Origin of the sequence: Amycolatopsis sp. NPDC058986, assembly GCF_042741125.1 — a bacterium.
Classification (GTDB): Bacteria; Actinomycetota; Actinomycetes; order Mycobacteriales; family Pseudonocardiaceae; genus Amycolatopsis.
On sequence record NZ_JBHYJW010000012.1, the window covers coordinates 142,616 to 169,439 of the forward strand.

The window sequence follows — 26,824 nt, forward strand, 5'->3', positions numbered from 1 at the left end:
GTCGAGGAGCGCGTATGGGGAAAGTCTTGTCACGAAGGGGAATGCTGAGCGGCGGTGTCGCCTCCGGGCTGCTCGCGCTCGGCGCGTGCTCGGCTGCCGAGCCGCAGCCGCCGGGCACTCCGCCGGTACCGAAGACCGGTATGCACCTGGTGCCGCTGGGCACGAAGGGCGGTCCGACACTGCGGTCCGACCGGAGCAATCCGGCCAACGCGCTGATCGTCGACGGCGTCGTGTACGTGGTGGACTGCGGGATGGGCGTGAGCCGTCAGCTCGTGCTCGCCGGGCTCGAACTGTCCGCCGTGCGGGCGGTGTTCATCACGCATCACCATTCCGACCACAACCTGGAGTTCGGGAACCTGCTGAACGCCGCGTGGAACGCGAATCTCACCCATCGCATCGGGTTCCACGCGCCGCCGGGCATGGAGGACATGCTGGCGGGCTATCTGGCGATGAACCGTTTCGACATCGATCTCCGGATCGCGGACCAGGGCCTGCCGGATCCGCGCGGGCTCGCCGAGGCACGGGAGTTCACCGGCGACGGCGAGGTCTACCGCGACGACCTGGTGCGGGTCACGGCCGCGCGGAACAACCACCCGCCGGTCACCGAGTCCTACGCGCTCCGCTTCGACACCCGGTACGGCTCGGTCGTGTTTTCCGGCGACACCACCCCGTTCGACGCCGTCGTCCGCCTGGCACAGGGCGCGGACTGGCTGGTGCACGAGGTGCTTCACCTGCCGTCGCTGGACAAACTGCTCGCCGCGCAGCCGACCGAGACGCGGCTGAAGGAGCACCTCCTGGCCTCGCACACCACGAACGAACAGGTCGCGAACGTGGCGCTGGAGGCGAAGGTGCGCAATCTGGTGCTGACCCATCTCGTGTCGTTCGGACCGGTCACCGACGCGGAGTGGGAACGGTCCTGCCGGGGCGCGTGGCGCGGTCCGCTGGTGGTGGCGGCCGATCTGCGGCAGGTGTTCTAGTGTCCTGACCGGATCGGCAACCACAGCTCGATGTGGTCGTGCCTGCGGTAGAACTCGACGAGCGGCCGCGTCTCGTCGGCTTCCGCGGCCGCCTGGAGTTCGGCCATCCCGGCACCGATCCGCCCGTGGATCGTGGCCGGTTCGCCGACGAGCCTGCCGCGCAGGTACCAGCCGCCGGGCAGGACGCCGGTCCGCAGGCCGAGACTTTCCGGCCGGTCCTCCGCCTTGACCGGCGTGCACACGGTGTAGGTGCCCGCGCGTTCGTCGATCCGGGCATACATCTTGCGCCCACGCAGCCCGACCAGCCGCTCGAACGACGGCCAGATTTCCCGGATCCGGGGCAGTTCGTCGGCGGTGGTCTGCTCCACCACCGTGACGTCCTGGCGCTGGATGCGGGCGGGCGGGGCGTGCAGTACGGAAGTCGTCATGGGCCAAGGGAACCACACGGCACCGACAATTCCCGGTGAACCGGATGCGGCAATCGGCCCACTTTTCGACGGAAATTGCTTTCGCTGGACCGATATTCGGCGTCGGCGGTATGTTCTCCTCCGATCGACGTGGCAATTCGTAAAAGGGGGAATCGTCGATGACGGATGGTGCGGGGCGCGACGGGATCAGCAGAAGACGGTTCCTGTCCGCGGTGGGTGCGGCGGGCGGGGCGGGCACGATGTTCGCGACGATGGGAGCGCTGGGACTGGCCCCGACCGCGCGCGCCGATTCCTATCAGGAACCACGAAAAGCGGATTTCACGCTGTCCGGCAGAGCCGCGGCGAAGGTCGCGATCCTCGGCGGCGGGATCACGGGACTGGCCTGCGCCTACGAACTCGGAAAGGCGGGGTACGACTGTACGGTACTGGAGGCGCAGAACAGGATCGGCGGACGGAACTTCACGGTCCGGAACGGTACCGAACACACCGAACTCGGCAGTGTCACCCAGGTGGCGGAGTTCGCCGGTGACGGTTACCTGAACGCGGGCCCGGCGCGGATCGCGCAGTGGATGGTCACCCTCGACTACTGCCGCGAGCTGGGTGTGCCGGTCGAGGTCTTCACGAATACCAACGCGAACGCCTACAGCTACAACGAATCCGCCGGGATGAAGGCCCCGCAGCGGCATCGGACCGCGCAGGCGGATGTGTACGGCTACGTCAGCGAGCTGCTCGCCAAGGCGACCGATCGTGGCGCGCTGGACGCCGAACTGACCGCGGCCGACAAGGAGCGGTTGCTCGATTTCCTGCACGAGTGGGGCGTGATCGGCGACAAGGGCACGGGACGGCAGTACACCGGAAGCAGCAGACGGGGTTATTCGGTGAATCCCGGTGCCGGAGCGAACGAGGGGACGGTACTCGGCCCGGTGCCGTCGCTGTCCGAGGTCTTCGCCAGCGGGGTGGGCCGCTACTTTTTCGAGGAACTCGATTACGACCAGGCGATGCTCATGTTCCAGCCGATCGGCGGTATGGACCGGATCCCGTGCGCGCTGGCCGCGGCGATCGGCCGGGAACGGATCCGTACCGGCAGCCGGGTCCGCCGGATCTCCGGCGGTGACCGAGGGGTGGCGGTCGCCTACCGCACGGCGGACGGCCGCGATCGGGAACTAACTGCCGACTACTGCATCGCGGCCTTGCCACCGCATCTGCTGGCCAGGATCCCGCACAACCTCGGTCCCGAGGTACAGGCGGCGCTCGCCACCTACCACGACAGCCGGGTGGCAGCGGGGAAGATCGGCCTGGAGTACACGGGCCGCTGGTGGGAGACCGACCACCGGATCTACGGCGGTATCACCTGGACCGATCTGGACATCAGCGAGATCTGGTACCCGTCCCACGGTCACCACGGCCGTACCGGCGTCCTCGTCGGCTACCAGTCCGACGAAGGCCCCGCCCAGAGGTACGAGAAACTCTCCCCGAAGGAGCGCGAACTCCTGGCTCTCGAGCAAGGTGCGAAGATCCATGGCGCGAAGTTCCGGACCGAACTCGCCAGCTCGTTCTCGATCGCTTGGCGCCGCGTGCCGCACATCGAGGCCGCGTGGACGATGCCGCCCTTCCGTACCCCGGCCTACCAGCTGCTCAACCAGCCCGCGGGCAGGGTCTACTTCTCCGGTGATTGGCTCTCCTACCTCTTCTCATGGCAGGCCGGCGCGTTCGAATCCGCGCGCCAGGTGGTCACCGTCCTGCACAAGCGTGTGCTGTCCGCGCCCTGACGGGACGGCGCGGTCACGCGCGCAGCGTCGCGCCGCCGTCGACGTACAGCTCCTGCATCGTGATGTGCCGCGCGCGAGGGGAGGCCAGGAAGAGCACGGCGTCGGCGATGTCGGCGGGATCGGCGATCCGGCCGAGGGGGATGCCGACACGGAACTGGTCGGGGGAACCGGCGATCACCCGCGCGGCGTCGCTCTCGTCCGTCCACAGTAGACGCTGCATGGGCGTGTCGGTCGAGCCGGGTGCGACCACGTTGCAGCGGATCCCGTGTCCGGCGACCTCGAGCCCGAGGCAGCGGGTCAGCATGGTCGCGGCGGCCTTGGACGCGGCGTAGGCGCCCATGCCCATCCGGGGCACCCCGGCGGCGTTCGACGCGACGGTGACCAGTGTCCCGGCCCGGCGGGGGACCATCCGGCGCGCGATCTCGCGCAGTACCACGAAAACGCCGGTGGTGTTGACCGCGAACGTCCTCGCCCAGTCCTCGTCGGTGGTTTCGCAGACCGAACCCGGCAGCAGCACCCCGGCCACCGAGACGCCGATGTCGATCGGCCCGAGATCCCGTTCCACCGCGTCGACGACCCGCGCGAAGGCCGCGGAATCGCCCACATCGGCGGGAAACGGGTGTACTCGCTCGCCCATTCGCGCGCCCGCCTCCGCCAGGCCGCCGGCGTCGATGTCCACCGCGGCGACAGTCGCGCCTTCGCGGACGAGGCCCGCCACGACCGCGGCGCCGATCCCGCGGGCGGCCCCGGTCACCACGGCGACCTTGCCCGCGATTCCCGTGTCTTCGTGCGTTGGCGGCACCATCTCGAACACCTCTCTACCCTGGCAACTTTGGTTAGGTTAACCTAATCGGAGACAGGAGCCTGGGGCCTGTCCGGGTGGCTGTTGTGACCTGGCACGCACGCGACACGGTGGACTTCTGTCCCGTTTGTGAATTAGGTTAGCCTAACCAATTGACGATCTTGGGAGCGGACGATGGGGCGGAATCCCGGCGGGCGAACCTTCGTGGCGGTGTCCGAAAGGCTTGTCCGGCAACGGTTTTCGCGCCCCGGTCGCGAGCGGTCGTGCGCGCCGGAAGTCGTCACGCTCGGTCGTTGATCGTGTGATTTCCGTTCCGGTCCCCCGATTTCGCGATGCCCGAAAGGAATCTCGACGTGTCTTCACCCGCGTTGGTCCGGCCGAGACCCGTACACCGGGCGGCCGATCTGCTCGCCGCCTACCTGCCGGGCTCGTTCTACTTCTCCTCGCCGAGGGGATCGCTGCTGGCCGACGGCGTGCGCGCGTCCGTCCGGCGGGGGACGGGGTCCTGGTCCGGCGCGGCGGTCGAAGCGCTCGGGAAGGCGGCGGCACTCGGCGTCACCGAACCGGTGGTGGCCGGCGCGATCGGGTTCCGGCCGGAGGCGGAAGCCGGCCTCGTGATCCCGGCCGTGGTGCGGCGCGCGGGAGCGCCGGAACGCTCCGCGGCCGGCGAGACGCCGGAGGGATTCGGGGCGACGACGTGGTCGGTGACGCCGCGGCCCGAGCCACGGGCGTACGCGGACGGCGTCCGCGGCGCTCTCGACCTGATCGGCGCGGGCGGACTGGACAAGGTGGTGCTCGCCCGCAGCTTGGAGCTGACGGCCGATGCCCCGGTCTCGGTACCGTCGTTGCTCGCTCGGCTGGTGCGGGCGAACCCGGCCGCGTACGCGTTCGCGGTCGACGTCACGGCGGCGGGAGACCCGGCCACGCGCACGCTCACCGGGGCGAGCCCGGAGTTGCTGGTCTCCCGGCGCGGCGACACGGTGGTGGCCAATCCGCTGGCGGGATCGCTGCCGCGTTCGGCCGACGACGCCGAGAACCGGCGGCGCATCGCGACGCTGCTGGCGTCGGCGAAGGACCGCCGTGAGCACGCCCACGTATCGGCACAGGTCGGTGACGTGCTGAGCCGGTTCTGCGCGGACCTCGACGTCCCCGCCGAACCCGAGGTGATCGGCACCCCGACGATGTGGCACCTGTCGAGCCGGATCACCGGACGGCTCAAGAACCCCGCTGAACCCGGGTCGTCTTCCTTGGCGCTGGCCGAAGCCCTGCATCCGACGCCCGCCGTGTGCGGCGTGCCTGCCGCGCCCGCCTACGCCGCGATCGCGGAACTGGAACCGGAGGACCGCGGGTACTACGCGGGGTTGGTCGGCTGGTCCGATGTGGACGGTGACGGCGAATGGGCGGTGACCATCCGCAGCGCCGAGGTGTGCGACCGCACGGTCCGGCTCTTCGCCGGCGCCGGGATCGTCGCCGGTTCGGACCCGGAGGCCGAACTCGCCGAGACGAGTGCGAAATTCCGCACGCTGCTGCGTGCTCTCGGGCTGGAGGGTGTCGCGTGAACTCGGGTCCGGATCACGTGGCCTGGCCGCCCGAGGTCGCCGCTCGGTATCGCGCGTCCGGGTATTGGCGGGGACAGACTTTCGGCGCGCTGCTGACTTCGGTGACGGCCGCCTACTCCGGGCGCACAGCGGTCGTGGGGGAGCTCGACGGGCGACTCGAGCGCTGGACCTTCGCCGAACTGGACGAGCGCGCGCACCGGATCGCGGCAGGCCTCGCCGAGTCGGGGATCGTGCCGGGCGACCGAGTGGTGCTGCAGTTGCCGAACATCCCGGACTTCATGCCGGTCGTGTTCGGGCTGTGGCGTGCGGGCGCGTGGCCGGTGTTCGCCCTGCCCGCGCACCGGGGCAGTGAACTGCGGCATTTCGCCACGCAGACCGAGGCGGCCGCGATCATCACCGTCGCGGAGCACGAACGGCACGACCACGCGGCGACCGCGTGTTCCGTGGCGGCTGACGTGGATTCGGTGCGGCAGGTACTGATCGTCGGGTCCACGGAGTTCGACGACCTCGCCGCGACCGCGCCCCGCGAGCTGCCCGATCCCGACCCGGAGGGCGTCGCGTTCCTGCAGCTGTCCGGCGGGAGCACCGGATTGCCGAAGCTCATCCCGCGCACGCACGACGATTACCTCTACAGCGTCCGGGAAAGCGCCCGCATCTGCGGGCTGCGCCCGGAAAGCGTGTACCTGGCCGCGTTGCCGGTCTCGCACAACTACCCGCTCAGCTCGCCGGGTGTGCTCGGCGCGCTGCACGCGGGCGCGGCGAGCGTGCTGGCTCCCCGGCCCGATCCGGATACCGTGTTCCGGTTGATCGAGTCCGAGCGGGTGACGATCACCGGCGTCGTGCCGCCGCTGGCCGCCGCCTGGGTCCAGGCCGCGGCGCGCACCGGGCGCGATCTGTCCAGTTTGGACACTCTGCTCGTCGGGGGTGCCAAATGCGGCCGGGAGCTGGCCGAGCGGATCGGGCCCGCGCTGGGCTGCCGCCTGCAGCAGGTGTTCGGGATGGCCGAGGGCCTGGTCTGCTACACCCGGCTCGACGACCCCGATGAGCTCGTCCTTGGCACGCAAGGGCGTCCGATCTCGCTCGACGACGAAATCCGCGTCGTCGACCCGGACAACCCGGCGGCGACCTCCGAAGATGTGGTGGCACCATGGGAAATCGGCGCGTTGCTGACCCGCGGGCCCTACACGATCCGCGGTTACTACCGCGCGGCCGCGCACAACGCGACGGCGTTCACCGCGGACGGTTTCTACCGGACCGGCGACCTGGTGCGGCGCGGGCCGACCGGGCACGTCGAGGTCGTCGGCCGGACGAAGGAACAGATCAACCGGGGCGGCGAGAAGCTGGCGGCCGAAGAGGTCGAGAACCACCTGATGGCGCACCCCGGCGTGCTCGACGCGGCCGTCGTCGGCGTGCCCGACGAGTATCTGGGCGAGCGGACCTGCGCCTACGTGGTGCCCACCGCGGATTCCGCGCCCACGGCGCCCGAGCTGCGCCGCTTCGTCCGGGAACGGGGCGTGGCGGCGTTCAAGGTGCCCGATCTCGTCCTCGTCGTCGACGCGTTCCCGGTGACCGGCGTCGGCAAGACCAGCAAACGCGAACTGCGGGCGGCACTGGCCGCCCTCGCCGAGAAGGGGTGATGTCCGTGTCCCTGCCGGAAATCCGGCCGTATCCGCTGCCGGACGCGGCGGAGCTGCCCGCGGGACGGGTGGGCTGGTCGCCCGACCCGGCGCGGGCGGCGCTGCTGGTCCACGACATGCAGCGGTATTTCCTCGCCCCGTACGCGGGCGCCCCGGTGCCCGAGGTGACGGCGAACATCGCGGCGCTGATCGCGGCGTGCCGCGAGCGGGCGATCCCGGTGTTCTACACCGCGCAGCCGGGCCGTCAGGACGCTCCCGACCGCGGCCTGCTGACCGAGTTCTGGGGCGACGGGATCGGCGCGGTGATCGACACCGACCCGCGCGCCGCGGACATCGTCGACGAACTCGCCCCGGCCGAGGGCGACACCGTGGTGGCCAAGTGGCGCTACAGCGCGTTCCAGCGCAGCGCGTTCGCCGAACAGCTCGCCGCGAGGGGGCGCGACCAGCTGCTGATCACCGGTGTCTACGCGCACATCGGCTGCCAGGCGACCGCCGTCGAGGCGTTCATGCGCGACGTCCGGCCGTTCCTGGTCGCCGACGCCGTCGCCGATTTTTCCCGGGAGCGGCACGACCAGGCCTGCGAGTACGTCGCGCAGCGCTGCGGTGCCGTCACCACCACCGCCGTCGCGCTGGCCGCGCTGACGGCGCCGATCCCCGCAGGAGCACCCCGATGAGCGACACGCCCGCCCTGACCGCCGACCGCGTCCGCGCCGACATCGCCGGTCTGCTCGGCTGCGATCCCGCCGAGGTCTCGCCCGAGGAGAACCTGCTCGACCGCGGGCTGGACTCGGTGCGGATCATGAGCCTCATCGAACGGTGGCGCGCGGCGGGGGCGACCGGGCTGGAGTTCCCGGATCTGGCCGAGCGGCCCGAACTCGGGCACTGGACGGCGTTGCTGGCGGGGGAGAAGCCGTGAGCCGCGTCGATCACCGGCATCGGCACCACGAGCGGATCGCGGAGGTCCGGGCGGGCGCGAGCGCCGAGAAAGTGGGGTATCCGATCCGGATCCGCGCGGCCGAGGTCCTGCGCACCACGATGGTGGGCGCGGGGCTCGTGCGGGTCACCCTGGGCGGTTCCGGCCTCGAGGGGTTCGAGGCGCATTCGCCGGACGAGCACGTCAAACTGCTCTTCCCCGAACCCGACGGGACGCTCCGGCTTCCGGAGCAGGATGGGCAGATGCTGCGCTGGCCGCGTCCGTCGCCGACTTCGCGGGAGTACACGGTGCGCCGTTACGACGCGGCGTCCGGTGAACTCGACATCGACGTCGCGCTGCACGACGGCGGTCTCGGCGCGGACTGGGCACGAGCCGTCGAGCCGGGAGAGGTCGTTCATGTCGCGGGGCCGCCCGGCGGGCTGATCGTCCCGCACAGTTACGACCGCTACCTGCTCGCGGGCGACATCACGGCCTTGCCCGCGATCGCGCGCTGGCTCGAGGAACTGCCGCGCACCGCGGCGGGCTGGGCGTTCGTCGAGGTCCCCGATTCCTCTTGCGAGATAGAGCTTTCCGCGCCCGAGGACGTCGAAGTGCACTGGCTGCACAGTGGTGGCAGGCCGCCGGGAACCGGCGATCGGCTGGAACGCGCCGTCCGCGGCGTCACCGTGCCCGAGGGCGAGCGGGTCTACGTCTGGATCGCCGGCGAGGCAGGGCAGCTCAAGCCGTTGCGCCGCTGGGTGCGCGACGAACTGCGCCTGGCCAAGGACGATCACGACATCACCGGCTACTGGAAGCGCGGCGTCGCTGACTTCGACGACGAGCACGAGGAACACCATGACCACTGAACAACCGTCCACTGAGGACAAATTCACAAAGACTGTGTCTACAAAGGAACTACCTATGCGTGCTGGCCGTTCACTCCGTCTCCTCGGCGCCTTGGCGCTGTCGCTCACCGTGGCCGTCACCGGCTGCGCGTCGAACGGTGCCCCCGCGGCCGAGGGCGGGACGCGGGTCTTCGCCGCGGACAACGGCCAGATCACCATCCCGGCCAAGCCGCAGCGCGTCGTCGCCACCGGCTACGCGGTGCCCGCGCTGATCGAAGCTGGCGCGCCGCTGGTCGGGATTTCGACGTGGGCGCGCGGGATCCCGCTGATGAGTCCGCACGACAAGGCGACCTACGACGGCCTCAAGAAGGTCGCGGGGGAGCAGGCGGCCGAGACGAACTACGAGGCCATCGCGAACGCCAAACCCGACCTCATCGTCATCGGCGTGCCCGCGCCGGTGCTGAAGGACATCGACGTCAACCGGCTCAAGGCCGTGGCGCCGGTGGTGGCGATCGGGCCGACGGTCCCGTCCGCCTGGCGTGACCTGTCCCGCCGCCAGGCCGACGCCGCCGGCGCGCTGGCGAACTTCGACCGCACCCAGGCCGAGTACAAGGCCAAGGCCGACCAGCTCGCCGCCAAGTACAAGGCCGTGCTGCCGCAGCTGAAGCTCGGCCACGTCGGCGCGTACGGCGAGGTCGCGAAGGGCAACTTCCAGCGCGAGTTCAACGGCTCGTGGGGCACCAACATCGCCCAGGACGCCGGCGCGAACTACTACGGCCAGGTCAAGAAGAAGGGCGGCGGTTCGAAGGACGTCAGCGAGTACCCGTCCATCGAGGAACTGCCGACCGCGTTCGCCGAGGCCGACGCGATCACCTACTCGGTCAAGGCCGACGGCTCCGTCCCGCCCGCCGTCCAGTACGTTCTGGACTCTCCACTGTGGAAGAACCTGCCCGCGGTGAAGGCCGGGAAGGTCTACCCGTTCCGCTACACCGAGGCCGCCACCTACAAGGGCGCCATGATGACCCTGGACGCGGTCGACAAGGCGTTCGCGCCGCTGCTGGCGAAGTGACGGTCACGCGGCCGGCGGGTACCACAGCGGCTCCCGGCGTCAAGCGGACCACCGTCCTGATCGTCGCCCTGGTGGCGCTCGGGGTGGTGGCCGTGGTCAGCATCGGCATCGGCGCCCACGCCGTCGCACCGGGCGAGGTCGTGCGCGCGCTCGTCGCCTTCGACGGTTCGAGTGACCAGACGATCGTCCGGGATGTCCGCGCGCCGCGGGCGCTGCTTGCCATCGCCGTGGGTGCCGCGCTCGGTGTCGCGGGCGCGCTGATCCAGACGTTGTCGCGCAATCCGCTCGCCGAACCCGGCATCCTCGGGGTGACCTCGGGCGCGGGGTTCGCGGTCACCCTGGGATCCGCGCTCGGCGCGGCGGCGTCGCAGGCCGGGCAGCTCGGGTTCGCCGTGGTGGGTTCTGTGCTGGCCGCGTTGCTGGTCTACTCGGTCGGCCGCCAGTCGCCGCTGCGGCTGGTGCTCTCCGGGGTGGCGCTCACGGCGGTGCTGAACGGGCTCACGCTCGGGATGCGGCTGATGTTCCCCGACGTCCTCGACCAGTACCGCTTCTGGTCGGTCGGTTCGCTGGCGGGGCGTGAGCAGGCGCCGGTGCTGCTGCCGATGGTGGTGATCGGCGTCGCGCTGATCGGGGCCCTGCTGCTGAGCCGGTCGCTCAACGCCGTCGCGCTCGGCGAGACGGTCGCGCACACGCTGGGCACGAACGTCGCGCGGGTGCGGCTCACCACGCTCGTCCTGATCACCGCGCTCACCGGGGCGGCGACGGCGGTAGCGGGTCCGATTTTGTTCGTGGGCCTGATCGTCCCGCATCTGGCCCGCCGTCTCGCCACGGGTTCGGTGCCGTGGCTGCTGGCCTACACGATGGTCCTGGCGCCGATCCTGCTGCTCGTGGCCGACGTCGGTTCGCGGGTGCTGCTGCCGACCGGCGAGGTGCCGGTCGCGATCGTGACCGCGTTCCTCGGTGCCCCGGCGCTCATCTGGGCCGTGCGGAAGTACGGGGTGGCGGCACTGTGAAGACCGCTGTGAAAACCGCTGGGAAAACGGCCGTGAACGTCGTCGTGTGGCGCGGGGCCGCGATCCGGGCCGAGCGGCGGACGCTCGTACTGGCGGCGTCGCTGGTCGTGGTGATGCTCGGGCTCGGGCTGCTCGGCCTGTGTTTCGGCGCATCGTGGGCGAATCCCGGCGAGGTGTTCGCCGCGCTCGGCGGGTACGGCGACTCGGTCGTCGTCATCCGGGACTGGCGGTTGCCGCGCGTGCTGGCCGGGCTCGTCTTCGGTGCGGCGCTGGGCGTGGCCGGGGCGATTTTCCAGAACCTGACCCGGAATCCGATGGGCAGCCCGGACGTCATCGGCCTCGACGCCGGTGCCTACACGGGCGCGCTCGTCGCGCTGACCGTGCTGGGCGGGGCGGCCGGAACGCTGGCGCTGAGCTCGGTGCTGGGCGGGCTGCTGGTGGCGGCCGTGATCTACCTGCTGTCGATGCGGGGCGGGCTGTCCGGGCTGCGGCTGGTGGTGATCGGGGTCGCGATGAACGCGATGATCACCGCGCTCAACTCCTGGATCGTGCTGCGCGCCGATCTCGACGTCGCGATCGCGGCGGTGGGCTGGCACGCGGGCTCGCTCAACGGGATCGGCTGGCCGAAGGTGGTACTGCCGTTCGCGATCATCGCCGTGCTGCTGGTCGTGATCACGACCCGGTCGCACGCCATGCACCAGGCCGCCCTCGGCGACGACCTCGCGGTGACCAGCGGCGTCGGCCTCGGCGGGCTGCGGCTGCTGATGGTGCTCGTCGGTGTCGGTTGCACGGCGACGGTGACCGCCGTGGCCGGGCCGATCGTGTTCATCGCGCTGGCCGCGCCGCAGATCGGCCGCAGGCTGGCCAAGGCGCCCGGGGTGCCGCTGCTCCCGGCCGCGCTGACCGGCGCGGTGCTGTTGCAGGGCGCCGACCTGATCGCGCAGATGCTGCTGGCGCCGGTGTCGCTCCCGGTCGGCGTGGTCAGCGCCGCGATCGGCGGCTGTTACCTGATCTGGTTGCTGACCAAGGAAGTGAGGCGTTCGTGAGCGAGGGGACTAGTGCTCGGCTGGTGGCGCGGGAGCTGACACTGCGCTACGGCGAGCGAGTGGTGTCGACCCGGCTGAGTCTCGACATTCCCGATGGCGCCTTCACCGCGATCGTGGGCCCCAACGCCTGCGGGAAGTCGACACTGCTGCGGGCGTTCGTCCGCCTGCTGCGCCCGGCGGAGGGGGCCGTGCGGTTCGACGACCGCGAGGTGGGCGCGTACCCGACCAAGGCGCTGGCACGCGAACTCGGCTTCCTGCCGCAGGATCCGGTGGCCCCGGAGAACATCAGGGTCCGGCAGCTCGTCGCGCGCGGGCGCTTCCCGCACCAGTCGCTGCTTGCCGCCTGGTCCGAAGTGGACGAACGGGCGGTGACCGGGGCTATGGAAGCCGCGGGTGTCGCCGATCTCGCCGGACGGGGCGTGCACGAGCTGTCCGGCGGTCAGCGGCAGCGGGTGTGGATCGCGATGGTGCTGGCCCAGGAGACGCCGTACCTGTTGCTCGACGAGCCCACGTCGTTCCTCGACATCACGCACCAGTACCAGCTGCTGGCGCTGCTCGCGCGGCTGCGCGACGAAGGCCGCACCATCGTCGCGGTCCTGCACGACATCAACCAGGCCTGCCGGTACGCCGATCACCTGGTGGCGATGAAGGACGGCCGCGTCGTCGCCGAGGGCACCGCCTCGTCCATTGTGGACGAAGCGTTGCTCAAGGAGGTCTTCGACCTGCCGTGTGTGGTGGTGCCGGATCCGGTCACGGGCACGCCCATGGTGGTCCCGGACCTCGACGCGTGCCCGTGAATCGCAGACCTCTTCAGGAGCCTCCCTTGACCTCACTGCCTCTCACCGGCGCCCAGCTCGGCATCTGGAACGCGCAGCGGCTGGAGCCGGACTCGCGGTTCTACGTGGTCGGTGACGTCGTCGAGGTGTCCGGCACCGAGCCGGTGGACGCCGGTGCGCTGGCCAAGGCGACCTCGTCCACTGTGGACGAGGCGGAGTCGTTGCGGCTGCGCGTTTTCGACACGCCGGAAGGCCCACGTCAGGTGGTCGGTGACGCGGGGACGGACCTGCCGGCGGTCGTCGATCTGCGTGCCGAGACTGATCCGCGCGAGGCCGCGGAGGCGTTCGTGGCGGCCGAACGGCTCCGGCTCGCCGATGCCTGCCGCGACATGGCGGACCGGAAACTGTACTCCCAGACGGTGATCCGGCTGTCCGACCGCGAGGTCTGGTACACCCTGCTCGGCCATCACCTGGTGTTCGACGGCTATTCGGCCGCGATGCTGGCCCGCCGGACGGCCGCACACTACACCGCGCTGGTGCGCGGGACCGAGGTGGCACCGTCGCCGTTCGGGCGCTTCGCGGACGTCGTCGAGTCCGATCGCGCCTACCGGGAAAGCGAGCAGTGCGAACGCGATCGCGCGTACTGGCGGGACCGCCTCACACCGCTGCCGGAGCTGGGCGACGGCGATTCCGCGGCCGGACCGCCGGACGACACGCTGACCGCCCGCGCGGTCGTCCCGCCCGAGGAGGTCACGCGGCTGCGAGCCGCCGCCGAACGGGAGGGCGTGACCTGGGGCGAGGCCCTGATCGCCTGTTACGTCGCCTTCCTGCACCGGGTTCAGGGTGACACGGACGTCGTCTGCGCGCTGCCGCTGATGTGCCGCACGGGGTCGGCCGAACTGCGGACGCCCGCGATGGCGGTCAACGTGCTGCCGCTGCGGGTGGGCGTGCGCGGTGGTGACCGGCTGGGCGAGCTGAGCCGCCGCGTCGCCGAGGCGATGCGGGAGATGCGCGCGCACCAGCGTTACCGTGGCGAGAACCTGCCGCAGGATCTCGCCGTTCCCGGCGCGGGCGCGTTGCTGCACGGCCGGGGCGTCAACCTCAAGGCGTTCGACCTCACCCTCGACTTCGCCGGGGCGACCGGCGTGATGCGCAACGTCGCGGGCGGGCCGCCGGAGGACACGGGGCTGAGCGTGCTGCCGGCCCGGGACGGCGGGCTGCTGCTCGGGTTCGAGGTCGACGCCCGCACCCACGATCAGGCCGGGGTCGACCGCAAACTGGCCGTGCTGCGCCGCCTCCTCGTGGCGCTGACCGGGCCGGACGCTCCCGCCGTCGGACAGGTCGAGTTGCTCGAAGCAGGGGAACGCGCCGAACTGCTGGCGAGCTGGTCTCCGCCCGCGTTGCCCGGCACACCCCGCGACGTCCCGGCATTGCTGGCGGAGCTGGCCGCCGTGCAACCGGACGCGATCTCCCTGGTGCACAGGGAAGAACGACTGTCCACTGAGGAACTCGCCGGGCGGGTGCACCGGCTGGCCCGCGCGCTGCGGGCGCGCGGGGTCGGGCCGGACGACGTGGTGGCGCTCGCGGCGCCCCGGTCGGCCGAGCTGGTCGTGGCGCTGCTCGCGGTGCTCGACGCGGGCGCGGCGTACCTGCCGCTGGACACCGCGCATCCGGCCGCCCGGCAACGGGAGCTGGTCGCCGACGCCCGGCCCGCGCTCGCGCTGACCACCGAAGCCGCCGAGCCATCGGCCGACGACGTCTTCGGCGACGTGCCAAGGCTGTGCCTGGACGCGCCCGACACGGCCATCGAACTGTCCGCACTGGACGATGGACCGCTGACCGCGGCCGACCTCGCCGCACCGCGACACCCCGAACACCTCGCCTACGTCATCTACACGTCGGGTTCGACGGGACGTCCCAAGGGAGTCCTCGGCCGGGTCGGCGCGCTCGCGAACCTGGTGCACCACCACCGTTCGACGCTCGTCGCCGAAACGGAAGCCGCCGCGGGCAGACGGCTTCGTGCCGCGCACACCTATTCGTTCGCCTTCGACTCCTCACTCGACCAGTTGCTGTGGCTGCTCTGCGGCCACGAACTCCACCTCTACGGATCCGAAGTCACCCGCGACGCCGACGCGCTGCTCGGCGCGTTCGCCCGGGACCGGATCGACGTCGTCGACACCACTCCGTCGATGGCCGCCCCGCTCGTCGACGCGGGTCTGCTCACCGCGGCCCACCGGCCGTCGTTGCTGGTGCTCGGCGGCGAAGCGACGCCACGGGCGTTGTGGCAGCGGGTCGCCGCCTCGGGCGTCCCGGCCAGAAACCTTTACGGGCCAACAGAGTCCACTGTGGATGGAACGTTCGCGCGGATCGACGGCGGGGAGCCGACGATCGGACTGCCGCTCGCGGGGAGCCGCGTCTACCTGCTCGACAGCGCGCTGCAGCCGGTGCCGCACGGCGCCCGGGGAGAGCTGTACCTGGCCGGGCCGCAGCTGGCCCGTGGCTATCTGAACCGGCCGGGCGTCACCGCCGAGCGGTTCGTCGCCGACCCGTTCGCGGGGCCGGGGGAGCGGATGTACCGCACGGGCGATCTGGCGCGGTGGGTGCCGGGGCGGGGCCTCGAATACCTGGGACGCGGCGACGGGCAGGTCAAGATCCGCGGCTACCGCGTGGAGATCGGGGAGGTCGAAGCGGCGCTGGCCGCGGCGCCGGGGGTGGCCGCGGCGGCCGCTCTGGTCAGGACCGATGCGGGCAGGGCGAGGCTGGTCGGGTACGTCGTGTCCGCGACGTTGGCCGGTTCGCCGGTCACCCCGGAGTCGGTGCGGGACACGCTCGCCGAGTGGCTGCCCGAGCATCTGATCCCGGCCGCGGTGCTGGTGCTCGACGAACTTCCCTTGACGGTCAACGGAAAGCTGGATCGCGCCGCCCTGCCTGTCCCGCGCGCCGAGAGCGGCGGACGGGCCGCGAGCACCGAACGGGAACGGCTGCTCTGCGAGGCCGTCGCCGAGGTGTTCGGCCTCGACCGGGTCGGTGTGGACGACGACTTCTTCGCGCTCGGCGGGGACAGCATCACCGCGATCAGCGTGAGCAGCAGGCTACGGGCCCGCGGTCTCGAACTGCGGCCGCGGGATCTCCTCGCCCGGCGGAGTCTCGCTTCCCTCGCCGCGGCGGGCAAGGCGATCGAGGACACTCCCGACGCGCTCCCCGACGATCCCACCGGCCCGGTCCCGGCGCCGCCGATCGTGCGTGGCCTGCTCGACCCGCATCCGGACGTCGACGTCGTGGCCGGGTATGCGCAATGGACGGCGCTGAGCGTGGACGATCTGGCGTTGGACGACCTCGTCGCGGGCGTAGGAACGATCCTGGACCGGCACGATGCCCTGCGGCTCCGGGTGACCGGCGAGCTGCTCATCCGTCCACAGGGGACGGTGTCCGCCGCCGACGTCGTCAGTGAGGTGCACGGCGAAGACGTCGACGCGGTGGCCGAGCGCTTGGCGGCCACTTTGGACCCGCGTTCCGGGGAGTTGCTGCGGCTCGCGCTGGTCCGGACCGGCGAAGGCGAGCCGGATCGGCTGGTCGTCGTCATCCACCACCTCGTCGTCGACGGCGTGTCCTGGCGGGTGCTGCTGCCCGACCTGCACGCGGCGTGCACCGGCCGGGCGGCCGGGCTCGCTCCGGTGGGCACGTCGTGGCGCCGGCATGCCACTTTGCTTGCCGAACAAGGGGAAACCGGCGCGCGACGCGGCGAACTCGGCCACTGGCGGGATGCGGCGAGCGTCTCGCCTGGTCTGGCGAGCCGGGCACTCGATCCGGCGAGGGACACCGTGGCGACCGCCCACAGATCGACCACGATGGCCACACCCGAAGCCACCGAAGCACTGCTCACGACATTGCCGTCGGCGTACCGTGCGGGTGTCGACGAGGTGCTGCTCGCCGCACTGGTCCTGGCGCTGCGCAGCCGGGGACGGTCCACTGAGGACGCTGTCACGGTCACCATGGAGGGCCATGGCCGGACGCAACTGGCGCCGGGCGCCGATCTTTCCCGCACGGTGGGCTGGTTCACCAGCGAGTACCCGGTGCGTGCACCGGCGGACGCGGTTTCGTCCACAATGGACCTCGATGACGCGCTCGCGGGCGGGGACGCCGCCGGACGGCTGGTGCGTGCGGTCAAGGAGGCCAAACGAAACACTCCCGACGAGGGCATCGGCTATGGCGTGCTGCGGTATCTGGACCCGGCGACACGAGGCGAGTTCGCGGCACCGGAACTCCTGCTGAACTACCTCGGCCGCTTCACCCCACTGCCCGGCACCGGCTGGCGGCTCCCGGAACGCAACGCCTTCGCGGTCATCGAACCGGCGGGTAAGGCTCTCGAACAAGTGCTGGCCCTCAACTGCTTCGTCCACGAAGAGGGTGCGCCTCGGCTCGCCGTCGAATGGACCGCCGCCGGTGAGGTGCTGGACGCCGAGACCGTGACGGACCTGCAAGCCGCGTGGAAGGCGGCGCTGAACGCGCTGGCCGCGCACGCGGCGCGGATCGGGCCGGACGGCGGTGGCCTCACGCCGTCGGATCTGCCGCTGGCCGAACTCGACCAGGCCACCATCGACGCCCTCGAACGCACTCGCCGCGTCGCGGACGTCTGGCCCGCGACGCCGCTGCAGGTCGGTTTGTCCTTCCACAGCCTGGTACGCGGTGACGAGGACACCGACGTCTACGTGGTCCAAGCGGTGACATTCCTGGCCGGTGACGTCGATTCGGCGAGGATGGCCGACGCGGCACGGGAACTGCTGCGGCGCGTCCCGTCGCTGCGGATCCACCTCGCCACGACGACGTCCGGCGAGGTCGTCCAGGTGGTCCCCGAGGACGTCCTCCTCGACTGGCAGGAGGCCGATTTCTCCGCCACCGCACCGGAAGACCGCGAAGGTCTGTTCGCCGCGCGAACCCGGGCGGAGTTGAAGCGGCCGTTCGATCCGGGGGAGCCCCCGCTGATCCGGTTCCTGCTCTGCACCTTCGCACCGGGCGAACACCGGCTGGTGCTCACCAATCATCACGCGCTGCTCGACGGCTGGTCGATGCCGCTCGTCGGCCGGACGCTGCTGGCCCTCTACGCCGAACTCGGCGGCGGCCCGGTCGCGCCGGAGGCGACCTCCACCGGTGAATTCCACCGCTGGTTGAGCGACCGCGACCGCGAGGCGTCGCTGAAGACCTGGCGTGACGCACTGGCCGGGATCGACGAGGGAACCCGGCTCACGACGGGGAGTGCGCAGGTGGACCGGCCCGAGCGTGTGTCGATCGGGCTCGGCGGACAGTTCAGCGACCGGCTGCGCGCGTTCGCCCGTGATCGTGGGATCACCCTGACCACCGTGCTGCAGACCGCGTGGGGCCTGCTGCTGGGCAGGCTCACCGGACGGCACGACGTCGTCTTCGGCTGTCCCGTTTCGGGGCGGCCGGACGAGGTCGACGGCGTCGAGACGATGATCGGCCAGCTCGGCACCACGATCCCGGTCCGCGTCCGGCAGTCCCCGTCCGGAACGGCGGCCGAGCTGCTGGCCGCCGTCCACGCCGACAGCGTCGCGCTGGCCGAGCACCACCAGGTCGGCCTCCCGGACATCCAGCGGGCCGTGGGCGCCGGCGAGCTGTTCGACACGATGCTGGTGATGGAGAACTTCCCGCTGTCGAGCCGGAATCGCACCGTGCTCGCGCCGGGACTGGAGCTGACCGGCGTGGACATCGTCGACGCCACGCACTATCCGCTGACCGTGATCGTGATCCCCGAGGACGAGATCACGATCGGACTCGGCTACCAGCCGCACGCTCTTGACGAGGCGACCGTGCGGGACTACGGCCGGTGGCTGCACACGCTGCTCCGGGAGATCGTGGCCGATCCGGAGCGGCCGGTGGCGCGGATTCCAATGCTCGACGCGTCCGAACAGGACAGTCTGCTTCGGACCGGTACCGAGATCGTGCCGTCGAAGGAACGCGGTAGCTGTCTGGCGGAGTTCGCCGTCCAGGTGCGTCGTCACCACGACAAGGAAGCGGTCGTCTGTCGCGAAAGGACACTGACCTACGGAGAACTGGACCGGCTGTCGAACCGCCTGGCGCACAAGCTCGTCGAGAGCGGGGTCCGACGGGAGGACCCGGTGGCGGTCCTGCTCGGCCGCGACGTCGAGATGGTGGTCGCGTTGTTCGGGGTGCTCAAGGCGGGCGCGGTGTACGTCCCGATGGACGCGAGCTACCCGAAGGACCGGCTGGCCTACATGATCGGCGACATCGCCCCGGCCGCGGCGGTGACCACCGGCGATCCGCTCGCGGTGCTGCCCGCCGGGGTTCCCGTGCTGCGGCTGGACGATCCGGCCACGCTCGCCGGTCCGTCCACTTGGGACACGGATCCGGCGGAGGCGCGCCGCGGCCTCACCGAGGACGCGCTGGCGTATGTCATCTACACCTCGGGGACTACCGGGCGGCCCAAGGGCGTCGCCGTGCCGCACAAGGGAATTCCTGACCTGATCGCCCTGCAGGAGGAGGTCGTCGGGGTCACCGAACGCGAACGGTACCTGCACTTCGCGTCGACCAGCTTCGACGTCGCGTTCTGGCAGACGATGGTGCCGTTGCTGTCCGGCGGGACGTCCGTCATCGCGCCCGAGGAGGTGCGCGTGCCCGGCGACGAACTGCTCGACTACATCGTCGAGCACCGGGTCACCGGGGTGAACCTGCTGCCGTCGTTCCTGGCCGCGATGCCGGACGACCGCACGGTGGACAAGGACGTCTTCTTCGTCGTCGGCGCCGAGCGGCTCGACCCCGAACTGGCCCGTCGCTGGGGTGACCGGCGCGCGCTGTTCAACGCCTACGGCCCGACCGAGGTCACGATCAACGCGGTGACCTGGCACTACGACCCCGACGACCCCGGCCCGCTGCCGATCGGACGGCCCGACCCGAACATCCGCGCGTACGTGCTGGACAGTGGTTTGCTGCCCGTGGGCGCCGGCATGACCGGCGAGCTGTACCTGGCCGGTCCGGGCCTGGCACGCGGCTACGTCGGACGTCCCGGGCTGACCGCGCAGGCGTTCGTCGCCGATCCCTTCGGCGCGCCGGGGGAGCGGATGTACCGCACCGGTGACCTGGTGCGCTGGCGGCCGGACGGACAGCTGGTGTTCCTCGGCCGGGCCGACCATCAGGTCAAGATCCGCGGCTTCCGCATCGAGCTCGCGGAGATCGAGACCGTGCTCACCCGGGATCCGGATGTTCGCGCGTGCGTGGTGATCGTGCGCGAGGACCGGCCCGGTGACCGGCGGCTCGTCGGCTACGTCATCCCGGCCGACGGCGTCGAGTTCGATCCGGCGGTGGTGCGCGAGCGGCTGGCCGGGGAGCTGCCCGATCACATGGTGCCGTCCGCGCTGGTCGTCCTCGACCGGCTTCCGTTGAGTCCCAGTGGAAAGCTCGACCGCGCCGCGCTGCCCGCGCCCGGCACCACGGCGTCCGAGGCACGCGAACCGGCCACGCGCGCGGAGGCGGTCCTGCTCGACGTCTTCCGTGCGGTGCTCGGCACGGACGACGTCAACCTCGACGACGCCTTCTTCGACATCGGTGGCGACAGCATCGTGTCGCTCCAGGTGGTTTCCCGGGCCCGGCGCGAAGGACTGGGCCTGACCGCGCGGGACGTCTTCGAAGGCGCCACCGTCGCCGGGATCGCCGCTCGTGCCACCTCGCTCGACGAGACCGCTCCCGAGGCTCCCGCGGTGGGCGACGCGCCGCTGACCCCGGTCATGCGCGACCTGCTGCGCCGGTGCGACGCGGCCGGGACGTCCCCCGACGGGTACTGCCAGTGGACCGAGATCCGCGTTCCGGCGGGCGGGAGCACCGCGACCTGGCAGGCCGTGCTCGACGCGATCCTCGCCCGGCACGACGTCCTTCGCGCCCGCCTCGTCACGCCTGGCGAGGGTGCCGAACCGGTGCTCCGCATCCCGCCGGTCGGCGAGGTCACCGGCGCGGACGTCCTCACCGTGGCGCGAGGCGCCGGGGATCCGCGCGCCTTGGCCGATGCCGCGATCGCGGAGGCCCGGGAACGGCTGGATCCGTGGGCGGGGCCGTTGGTGCGGGCGGTGTGGGTGGACGCCGGGCCGGAGCGGTTGGGGCGGCTCGTGCTGATCGCGCATCATCTTGTGGTGGACGGGGTTTCGTGGCGGATCCTGCTCGACGACGTCGCGCACGCGTACGCCTCGATGTCTGTTGTGGACGGTCAGTCGCGGGCGGCTGCGTTGCCGCGGCACGGGGAATCTTTCCTCGGCTGGGCGCGGTCGCTGCGCGCGGCCGTGGAGTCCCGGCGTGCCGAACTGCCGCATTGGCGGCGGATAGCGGAAGCACCCGCGCGTCCGTTGTCGGTGACCGCGCTCGATCCGGTGCGGGACACCGCGGCCACCGCCGTCCACCACGAGATCCGGCTGGCTGCCGAGGCGACGCGGACACTGCTCACGACGTTGCCCGCGGCCTACCGCACGACCCCGGACACCGTCCTGCTCACCGCGCTCGTCACCGCGGTGTGGGAGTGGCGTGGCGGCGCGGCGGAACTCCTCGTCGCGCTGGAGAGTCACGGCCGTCCGCCGCACACTCCGGACCGCTCGCGTCCGGTGGACCTCGCGCAGACCGTCGGCTGGTTCACCGCGGTCCATCCCGCCCGACTGTGCTTGTCCGGAACAGCCTTGTCCGGCAAGGAGTTCCCGGAAGCGTTGAAGGCTGTCAAGGAGCAGCTGCACGCCCAGGGTGACGGGCTCGGGCACGGTATTCTCGCCGGTGCCGAGCCGGATCTGGCCGTGGTGCCGGAGCTCAGCTGGAACTACCTCGGGCAGTTCCCGGCCGCCTCGGCCGGGGAGACCGCGTGGCAGGCTCCGGCGGACGCAGATCCGCTCGGCTCGGGCGGTGGCGACACGCTGCCGCTGCCGTACGGTCTCATGGTCGACGCGCTGGCTCGCGACGAACGTCTCGGCGTCCGGTTCACCTGGCCCTCGGCGCTCTTCGACAGCCTGGAGATCGAGCAGCTGGCGGAGTTCTTCCAGCGCGCGCTGACCCGGCTCGCGGCGGACCCGGCAGTGCGTGTGCGAGCCGGGCTGACCCCGTCGGATCTGCCACTGTCCACACTGGACCAGACGGCGATCGATGCGCTGGAACGGGACTACGCCGTCGAAGACGTCCTGCCGTTGACCCCGCTGCAGGAACTGATGCTGCGGCATTCCCGGGCACGGGCCGAGGGCGCGCCCGATCCGTATACCGTGCAGGCGGCGTTCTCGATCGACGGACCACTCGACGTCGCCGCGCTGCACGCGGCCGGTGCCGATCTGCTCGGTCGGCATCCGAACCTCGGCGCCGCGTTCCCGGCCGCGCCACTCGACCACGTGCAGGTCATCCGGGCCGGAGTGCGGCCGGACTGCCGGTTCATCGACGTCTCGGGTCTCGAAACCGAGGCGCGGCACCGGGAAGTCGAGCGGCTGCTGGCCGAGGACCTCGCGGAGCCGTTCGATCTCGCGGCCGGTCCGCCGATACGTCTGACGGCCATCCGCCGCGAGCCCGGGCGGGCCGAGTTCGTGCTCACCAGCCATCACGTGCTTTCCGACGGCTGGTCGGCGCCGCGCATGCTGGCCGAGATCTTCGCCTGCTACACGGCACGGGTCCGGGGCACGACGCCGGACCTCCCGGCGCCGGTCCCGTTCACGCGCTACCTGAGCTGGCGGGCGGACCGGGACCAGACGGCCGATGTCGAAGCCTGGCGTGCCGAGCTGGACGGCCTGCCCGAGGGCGACTACCTGACCGATCGCGGAACCGGTGCGGGAGAACAACCTCCGGACCCGGTGCTGCTCGGCTTCGACGCGCGGACGGTCGAGGGGATCACCCGGGCCGCCGCCGCACGGGGGCTGACACCGAACACCCTGGTGCAGGGTGCCTGGGCAATGGTCCTCGCGGCGTGGTCGGGGCGCCGGGACGTCTGCTTCGGCACGATGGTTTCCGGACGTACCCCGGAGGTCGAAGGCGTCGAGGAGATCCTCGGCCTGGTGGCGAACACGGTCCCGGTGCGTGTCCGGCTGGATGGGACGCTCGAAGCTGCGCTCACCGATCTCCAGCGGCGGCAGCAGGCGATCGTCGAACACCACCATGTCGGCCTGGCCGACCTCGAGCGCCTCACCGGGCACCGGAGGCTGTTCGACACCCTGCTGGTCTTCGAGAACTACCCGGTGGACCCGGCGCGCCTGCGCGAACCCGCGCCGGGACTGACGATCACCGGGACCCGGTTCCGCGAGACGACCCATTACCCGCTGACGTGCACGATCATGCCGGTGGGCGACGGCTGGACCGGTGTGCTCGCCGCCAAGCCCGGGATGTTCACCGCGGCGGAACTCGGTGAGCTGGGCGAGGATCTGCGCGCGGTGATCGGGGAACTGGTCCGGGACGAACGGCTCGGCGAGGACACGGCCGAGTGGCTGGCCCGGTTCGGGAAGGACGAGCGGTGACCGGCGGCGCGAGTGCCGGGAGAATCGACCCGGCACTCCTGCGCAGCGCGTTCATCCTGGTGCTGGGGACGTTCATGGCGACGATGGACGCCACGATCGTCACGGTCGGCATCGGCACCTTCGCGGACGATTTCGGCGCTTCCGTCACGGAAATCCAGTGGGTCAGCACCGCCTACCTGCTCGCGGTGGTCGCTGTGGTGCCGACGTCGGGCTGGCTGGCGGACCGGTTCGGGGGCCGCCGGACCTGGCTTGTCGCGGTGGCCGTCTTCCTGCTCGGCTCGGTGCTCTGCGCGCTCGCGTGGTCGGTGCCCGCTCTGGTGGTGGCGCGGGTGATCCAGGGGCTGGGCGGCGGGCTGCTGCCGCCGACCGGGCAGGCGTTGCTGGCGCGGGCGGCGGGACCGAGCCGGACCGGGCGGATCATCAGCATCGTCGCGGTGGTCCCGCTGCTGTCGCCGGTGCTCGGCCCGCTCATCGGCGGCGCGGTGCTCTCGGTCGCCGACTGGCCGTGGCTGTTCTACGTCAACCTGCCGATCGGCGTCGCCGCGATCCTCCTCGCTCGGCGCTATCTGCCCGTGTCTTCGCCGTCCCAGCCGCGCGCGCCGTTCGATTTCCGGGGTGCGGCACTGCTTTCGCCCGGTCTTGCCGTGCTGGTCTTCGGTCTCACCGAGGTCGGCCGCGGCCGTGCTGTCCCGCTCGCGGTGGCCGTCGTGGCGATCGTCGCCGGGCTCGCGATGCTCGCCGCGTTCGTCGTCCACGGGCTGCGGACCGGCCGGACGCCGTTGATCGACCCGAGGCTGTTCACCCGGCCGCCGTTCGGGGTGGCCGCGCTCGCGCTGGCGGTGCTCGGCGCCGGTGTCTTCGGCACGATGTTCCTGCTGCCGCTGTACTTGCAGACCGGACGCGGCCTGACGGCGTGGGAGACCGGGCTGCTGCTCGCGCCGCAGGGCGTCGGCGCGCTGGCGGGCTCGGTGTTCGTCAACCGCGCGATCGACACCGTCGCGCCGAGGACGATGGTGCTCACCGGCATCGGGCTGGTCACCCTCGGCACGGTCGTGTTCACGCAACTCGGGCACACGCCGCCGGATGCCCTGATAGCGCTTTCCCTGCTGGCCCGCGGCGCGGGGATCGCGATGATCGGCGCGCCGGTGATGAACATCGTCTACAGCGGGATCGACCCCGCTTTCCTCCCGCGTGCCTCCGGCGCGCTGAACCTGCTGAACACGGTCGGCGGATCGGTCGGCACCGCGACGCTGGCGGTCGTCCTGCAGGCCCGGCTCGACACGCGGGGGACGGACATCTCCACGGCGTTCGCCGACACCTTCTGGTGGGTCCTCGGGTTCTGCCTCGTCGCCGCCGCGGGCGCGATCAGGCTGCCGCGCCGCCACCGGGCGAAAGCCGAAGCAACCGTGCGTTCCGAGCACAGGAAAGGTTCCTGAAATGCCCGACAACCGTGTCGCGCTCCTGGAGAGCGGGCCCCTCGCGACCGACACCCTGCCCACCCCCGCCGAACTCCAGGCCGCGCACCCGCTGCCCGCCAGTGCCGCCGCGGCGAGCACCCGCCACCGGGACACCGTCGCCGCTGTGCTCGGCAGACGCGACCCGCGGCTGATGGTCGTGGTGGGCCCATGTTCCGTCCACCATCCGGGTGCGGCGCTGGAGTACGCGGGCCTGCTCGCCGCGGCCGCGGAACGGTACGCCGACGACCTCGTCGTCGTCATGCGCGCGTATCTGGAAAAGCCGCGCACCATCGGCGGCTGGACCGGTCTGCTGCTCGACCCCGCGCTCGACGGCGAGGGCGACATCGCGACCGGTTTGCGGACCGGACGGGCGTTTCTGGCCGAGGTCGCGTCGCTCGGGCTGCCGCTGGCCTACGAGTTCGTCGACCCGCTGCTGGCCCCTTACGTCGCGGACACCGTCACCTGGGCGGCCGTCGGCGCGCGGACCGTCACCAGCCAGCCGCACCGCCATCTGGCGTCGTGGCTGCGGATGCCGGTCGGGATGAAGAACGGCGTCTCGGGCCGGGTCGGCACCGCCATCGACGCCATCCGCGCCGCCGCGTTGCCCCACACGTTCCCCGGTCTCGGACCGGACGGGCGGCCGACCACCTTGCGCAGCACCGGAAACGCCGACACCCACCTGGTGCTGCGCGGCGGGCACACCCCGAACTACGACCGCGCAGGCGTCGCCGCGGCCCTCGGCGCGCTGACCGAGGCGGGCCTGCCTCCGCGTGTGGTGGTCGACGCCTCCCACGGCAACAGCGGCAAGGACCACAACCGTCAGCCGCTGGTCGTCGCGGATCTCGCGGGTCAGCTCGCCGACGGCGCCGACGCGCTGACCGGCGTCATGATCGAGTCCTACCTCTCCGACGGCCGTCAGGACCCGGGAACCGGTGCGCCACGCCCGGATCTCAGCGTCACCGACGCCTGCCTCGGCTGGGACCGCACGCTCCCGCTACTCGACACCCTCGCCCGCGCCACCCGTGCCCGAACGGCGAACTCGCGTGCTTGAACGGCGGGTTCGCGTGCTTGAACGGAGATCTCGCTCAAACACGTGAGATCTCCGCCTGATCACACGAGACCGCCACTTGATCACGCGAGATCTCCGCCGGTGATCAGTCGTCGTAGGGGTCGTCGGCGGCGGAGCGGAAGTCCCAGTCCGAGGCCAGGGCCGGGTCGATGATCGCGAACCGGGTGCCGAGCGGATCGGACAGGACGGCGACCTTGCCGAGCGCGGAGGTGTAGGGGCGGAAGCGGAGTTTGGCGCCGAGCGAGCGGGCCTGGTGGAGGGTGTGGTCGAACCCGTGGTCGGGGTCGACGGCGAAGTGGGCGATCCAGCGGGGCGGGACGTCGTCGGGGGTGCCGGGGGCCATCCGGACGCGGCCGAGCACGGAGTCGCCGTTGGCGGTGTAGACCATGTAATCGACGTCGCGTCCGTCGCCGAACTGACGTTGTTCGTAGCCGAACAATCGCTGGTAGAAGCGGTCGGCCTGATGGGCGCGGTGGGTGACGAACTCCAGCCACACCAGCGTTCCCGGCTCGCCCGCGACGAACGCCCAGTCGGCGGCCGGGCTGGCCAGGCCAACGGTGGCGCCGCCGGGGTCGTCGGCCAGCGCCTTCGCCCCGACGCCGGGGACGACGTGCGGGTGGGTTTCGAGCAGGGTGCCGCCGAGTTCGCTCACCTGGTACGCGGTGCCGGCCAGATCGGGCGCCGCCAGGTACGGGGTCCAGTCCCGCACGACCTGACGCTGGACGCGGATCCCGGCGACCAGTTCGCCCGCGAGCACGGCGACCGGGTAGTCCTGGCCCGCGCCGTCGCGGAGCAGCCGGTAGTCCCAGCCGAACAAGGCCTGGTAGAACCGCATGCTGCGCTCGGGATCGCTGGTGGCCAGCTCCATCCAGCACGGGCTGCCCGGCGTCACGTGCACGGCGCTCGTCATCGCGCCCGCCCCGGCGCCGGGAGCGGACGTGGTGGGTCGGGGAAGGTGGGGAGGGTCGAGACGA

Annotated in this window: 17 protein-coding genes; 14 read left to right on the top strand and 3 right to left on the bottom strand. The window is 71.5% G+C overall.

The annotated features are described in order from the left end of the window. Positions 1-14: 14 nt before the first annotated feature. Complete coding sequence (locus ACFW0G_RS14105) at positions 15-977, top strand: MBL fold metallo-hydrolase (RefSeq protein WP_378325545.1); 963 nt, start codon at positions 15-17, stop codon at positions 975-977. On the opposite strand, the gene ACFW0G_RS14110 is transcribed toward ACFW0G_RS14105, so the two are convergent. Continuing rightward, on the bottom strand, positions 974-1,405 hold the full coding sequence (locus ACFW0G_RS14110; RefSeq protein ID WP_378325546.1) for a hypothetical protein: 432 nt from the start codon (positions 1,403-1,405) through the stop codon (positions 974-976). The two genes, ACFW0G_RS14105 and ACFW0G_RS14110, sit on opposite strands and share 4 nt — an antisense overlap. 158 nt (positions 1,406-1,563) lie before the next feature. Here ACFW0G_RS14110 and ACFW0G_RS14115 point away from each other — a divergent pair, with 158 nt between their 5' ends. Then, a complete protein-coding gene (locus tag ACFW0G_RS14115) occupies positions 1,564-3,174 on the top strand; it encodes a flavin monoamine oxidase family protein (RefSeq protein WP_378325547.1) in 1,611 nt (536 codons plus the stop codon). A 13-nt stretch (positions 3,175-3,187) separates the two neighbouring features. Here the strand turns inward: ACFW0G_RS14115 and ACFW0G_RS14120 are convergent, their stop codons facing one another. After that, positions 3,188-3,979: a 2,3-dihydro-2,3-dihydroxybenzoate dehydrogenase gene (locus ACFW0G_RS14120; protein ID WP_378325548.1), complete on the bottom strand. Its 792-nt coding sequence runs from the start codon at positions 3,977-3,979 to the stop codon at positions 3,188-3,190. 350 nt (positions 3,980-4,329) lie between these two features. Here ACFW0G_RS14120 and ACFW0G_RS14125 point away from each other — a divergent pair, with 350 nt between their 5' ends. The 12 genes from ACFW0G_RS14125 to ACFW0G_RS14180 all read left to right on the top strand — a co-directional run bounded on the left by ACFW0G_RS14125 (position 4,330) and on the right by ACFW0G_RS14180 (position 25,832). Continuing rightward, entirely contained in the window at positions 4,330-5,535 is a 1,206-nt protein-coding gene (locus ACFW0G_RS14125; protein WP_378325549.1) for an isochorismate synthase, read from the top strand. After that, entirely contained in the window at positions 5,532-7,172 is a 1,641-nt protein-coding gene (locus ACFW0G_RS14130; RefSeq protein ID WP_378325550.1) for a (2,3-dihydroxybenzoyl)adenylate synthase, read from the top strand. Before ACFW0G_RS14125 ends, ACFW0G_RS14130 begins: the two co-directional genes overlap by 4 nt. After that, a complete protein-coding gene (locus ACFW0G_RS14135) occupies positions 7,172-7,846 on the top strand; it encodes an isochorismatase family protein (protein ID WP_378325551.1) in 675 nt (224 codons plus the stop codon). The genes ACFW0G_RS14130 and ACFW0G_RS14135 overlap by 1 nt, the downstream gene beginning before the upstream one ends. Further along, on the top strand, positions 7,843-8,088 hold the full coding sequence (locus ACFW0G_RS14140; protein WP_378325552.1) for a phosphopantetheine-binding protein: 246 nt from the start codon (positions 7,843-7,845) through the stop codon (positions 8,086-8,088). The genes ACFW0G_RS14135 and ACFW0G_RS14140 overlap by 4 nt, the downstream gene beginning before the upstream one ends. Further along, the gene (locus ACFW0G_RS14145; RefSeq protein WP_378325553.1) at positions 8,085-8,951 is read left to right on the top strand and encodes a siderophore-interacting protein; all 867 of its coding nucleotides are present in this window, start codon (positions 8,085-8,087) and stop codon (positions 8,949-8,951) included. The genes ACFW0G_RS14140 and ACFW0G_RS14145 overlap by 4 nt, the downstream gene beginning before the upstream one ends. A 55-nt stretch (positions 8,952-9,006) precedes the next feature. Further along, entirely contained in the window at positions 9,007-9,999 is a 993-nt protein-coding gene (locus ACFW0G_RS14150) for an ABC transporter substrate-binding protein (protein ID WP_378325554.1), read from the top strand. After that, complete coding sequence (locus ACFW0G_RS14155) at positions 9,996-11,012, top strand: FecCD family ABC transporter permease (RefSeq protein ID WP_378325556.1); 1,017 nt, start codon at positions 9,996-9,998, stop codon at positions 11,010-11,012. Before ACFW0G_RS14150 ends, ACFW0G_RS14155 begins: the two co-directional genes overlap by 4 nt. A 113-nt stretch (positions 11,013-11,125) precedes the next feature. Further along, on the top strand, positions 11,126-12,058 hold the full coding sequence (locus ACFW0G_RS14160) for a FecCD family ABC transporter permease (protein ID WP_378325583.1): 933 nt from the start codon (positions 11,126-11,128) through the stop codon (positions 12,056-12,058). Then, positions 12,055-12,855 (top strand): ABC transporter ATP-binding protein, encoded by an 801-nt coding sequence (locus ACFW0G_RS14165; protein WP_378325558.1) that lies wholly within the window; start codon positions 12,055-12,057, stop codon positions 12,853-12,855. Before ACFW0G_RS14160 ends, ACFW0G_RS14165 begins: the two co-directional genes overlap by 4 nt. A 26-nt stretch (positions 12,856-12,881) precedes the next feature. Further along, the gene (locus tag ACFW0G_RS14170; RefSeq protein WP_378325559.1) at positions 12,882-23,324 is read left to right on the top strand and encodes an amino acid adenylation domain-containing protein; all 10,443 of its coding nucleotides are present in this window, start codon (positions 12,882-12,884) and stop codon (positions 23,322-23,324) included. Then, positions 23,321-24,760: an MDR family MFS transporter gene (locus ACFW0G_RS14175; RefSeq protein WP_378325560.1), complete on the top strand. Its 1,440-nt coding sequence runs from the start codon at positions 23,321-23,323 to the stop codon at positions 24,758-24,760. The genes ACFW0G_RS14170 and ACFW0G_RS14175 overlap by 4 nt, the downstream gene beginning before the upstream one ends. Before the next feature lies 1 nt (position 24,761). Beyond that, positions 24,762-25,832, top strand: a complete 1,071-nt coding sequence (locus ACFW0G_RS14180) for a 3-deoxy-7-phosphoheptulonate synthase (RefSeq protein WP_378325561.1) — start codon at positions 24,762-24,764, stop codon at positions 25,830-25,832. A gap of 103 nt (positions 25,833-25,935) precedes the next feature. Here the strand turns inward: ACFW0G_RS14180 and ACFW0G_RS14185 are convergent, their stop codons facing one another. Then, the gene (locus tag ACFW0G_RS14185; protein ID WP_378325562.1) at positions 25,936-26,760 is read right to left on the bottom strand and encodes a VOC family protein; all 825 of its coding nucleotides are present in this window, start codon (positions 26,758-26,760) and stop codon (positions 25,936-25,938) included. Between the last annotated feature and the right edge of the window lie 64 nt (positions 26,761-26,824).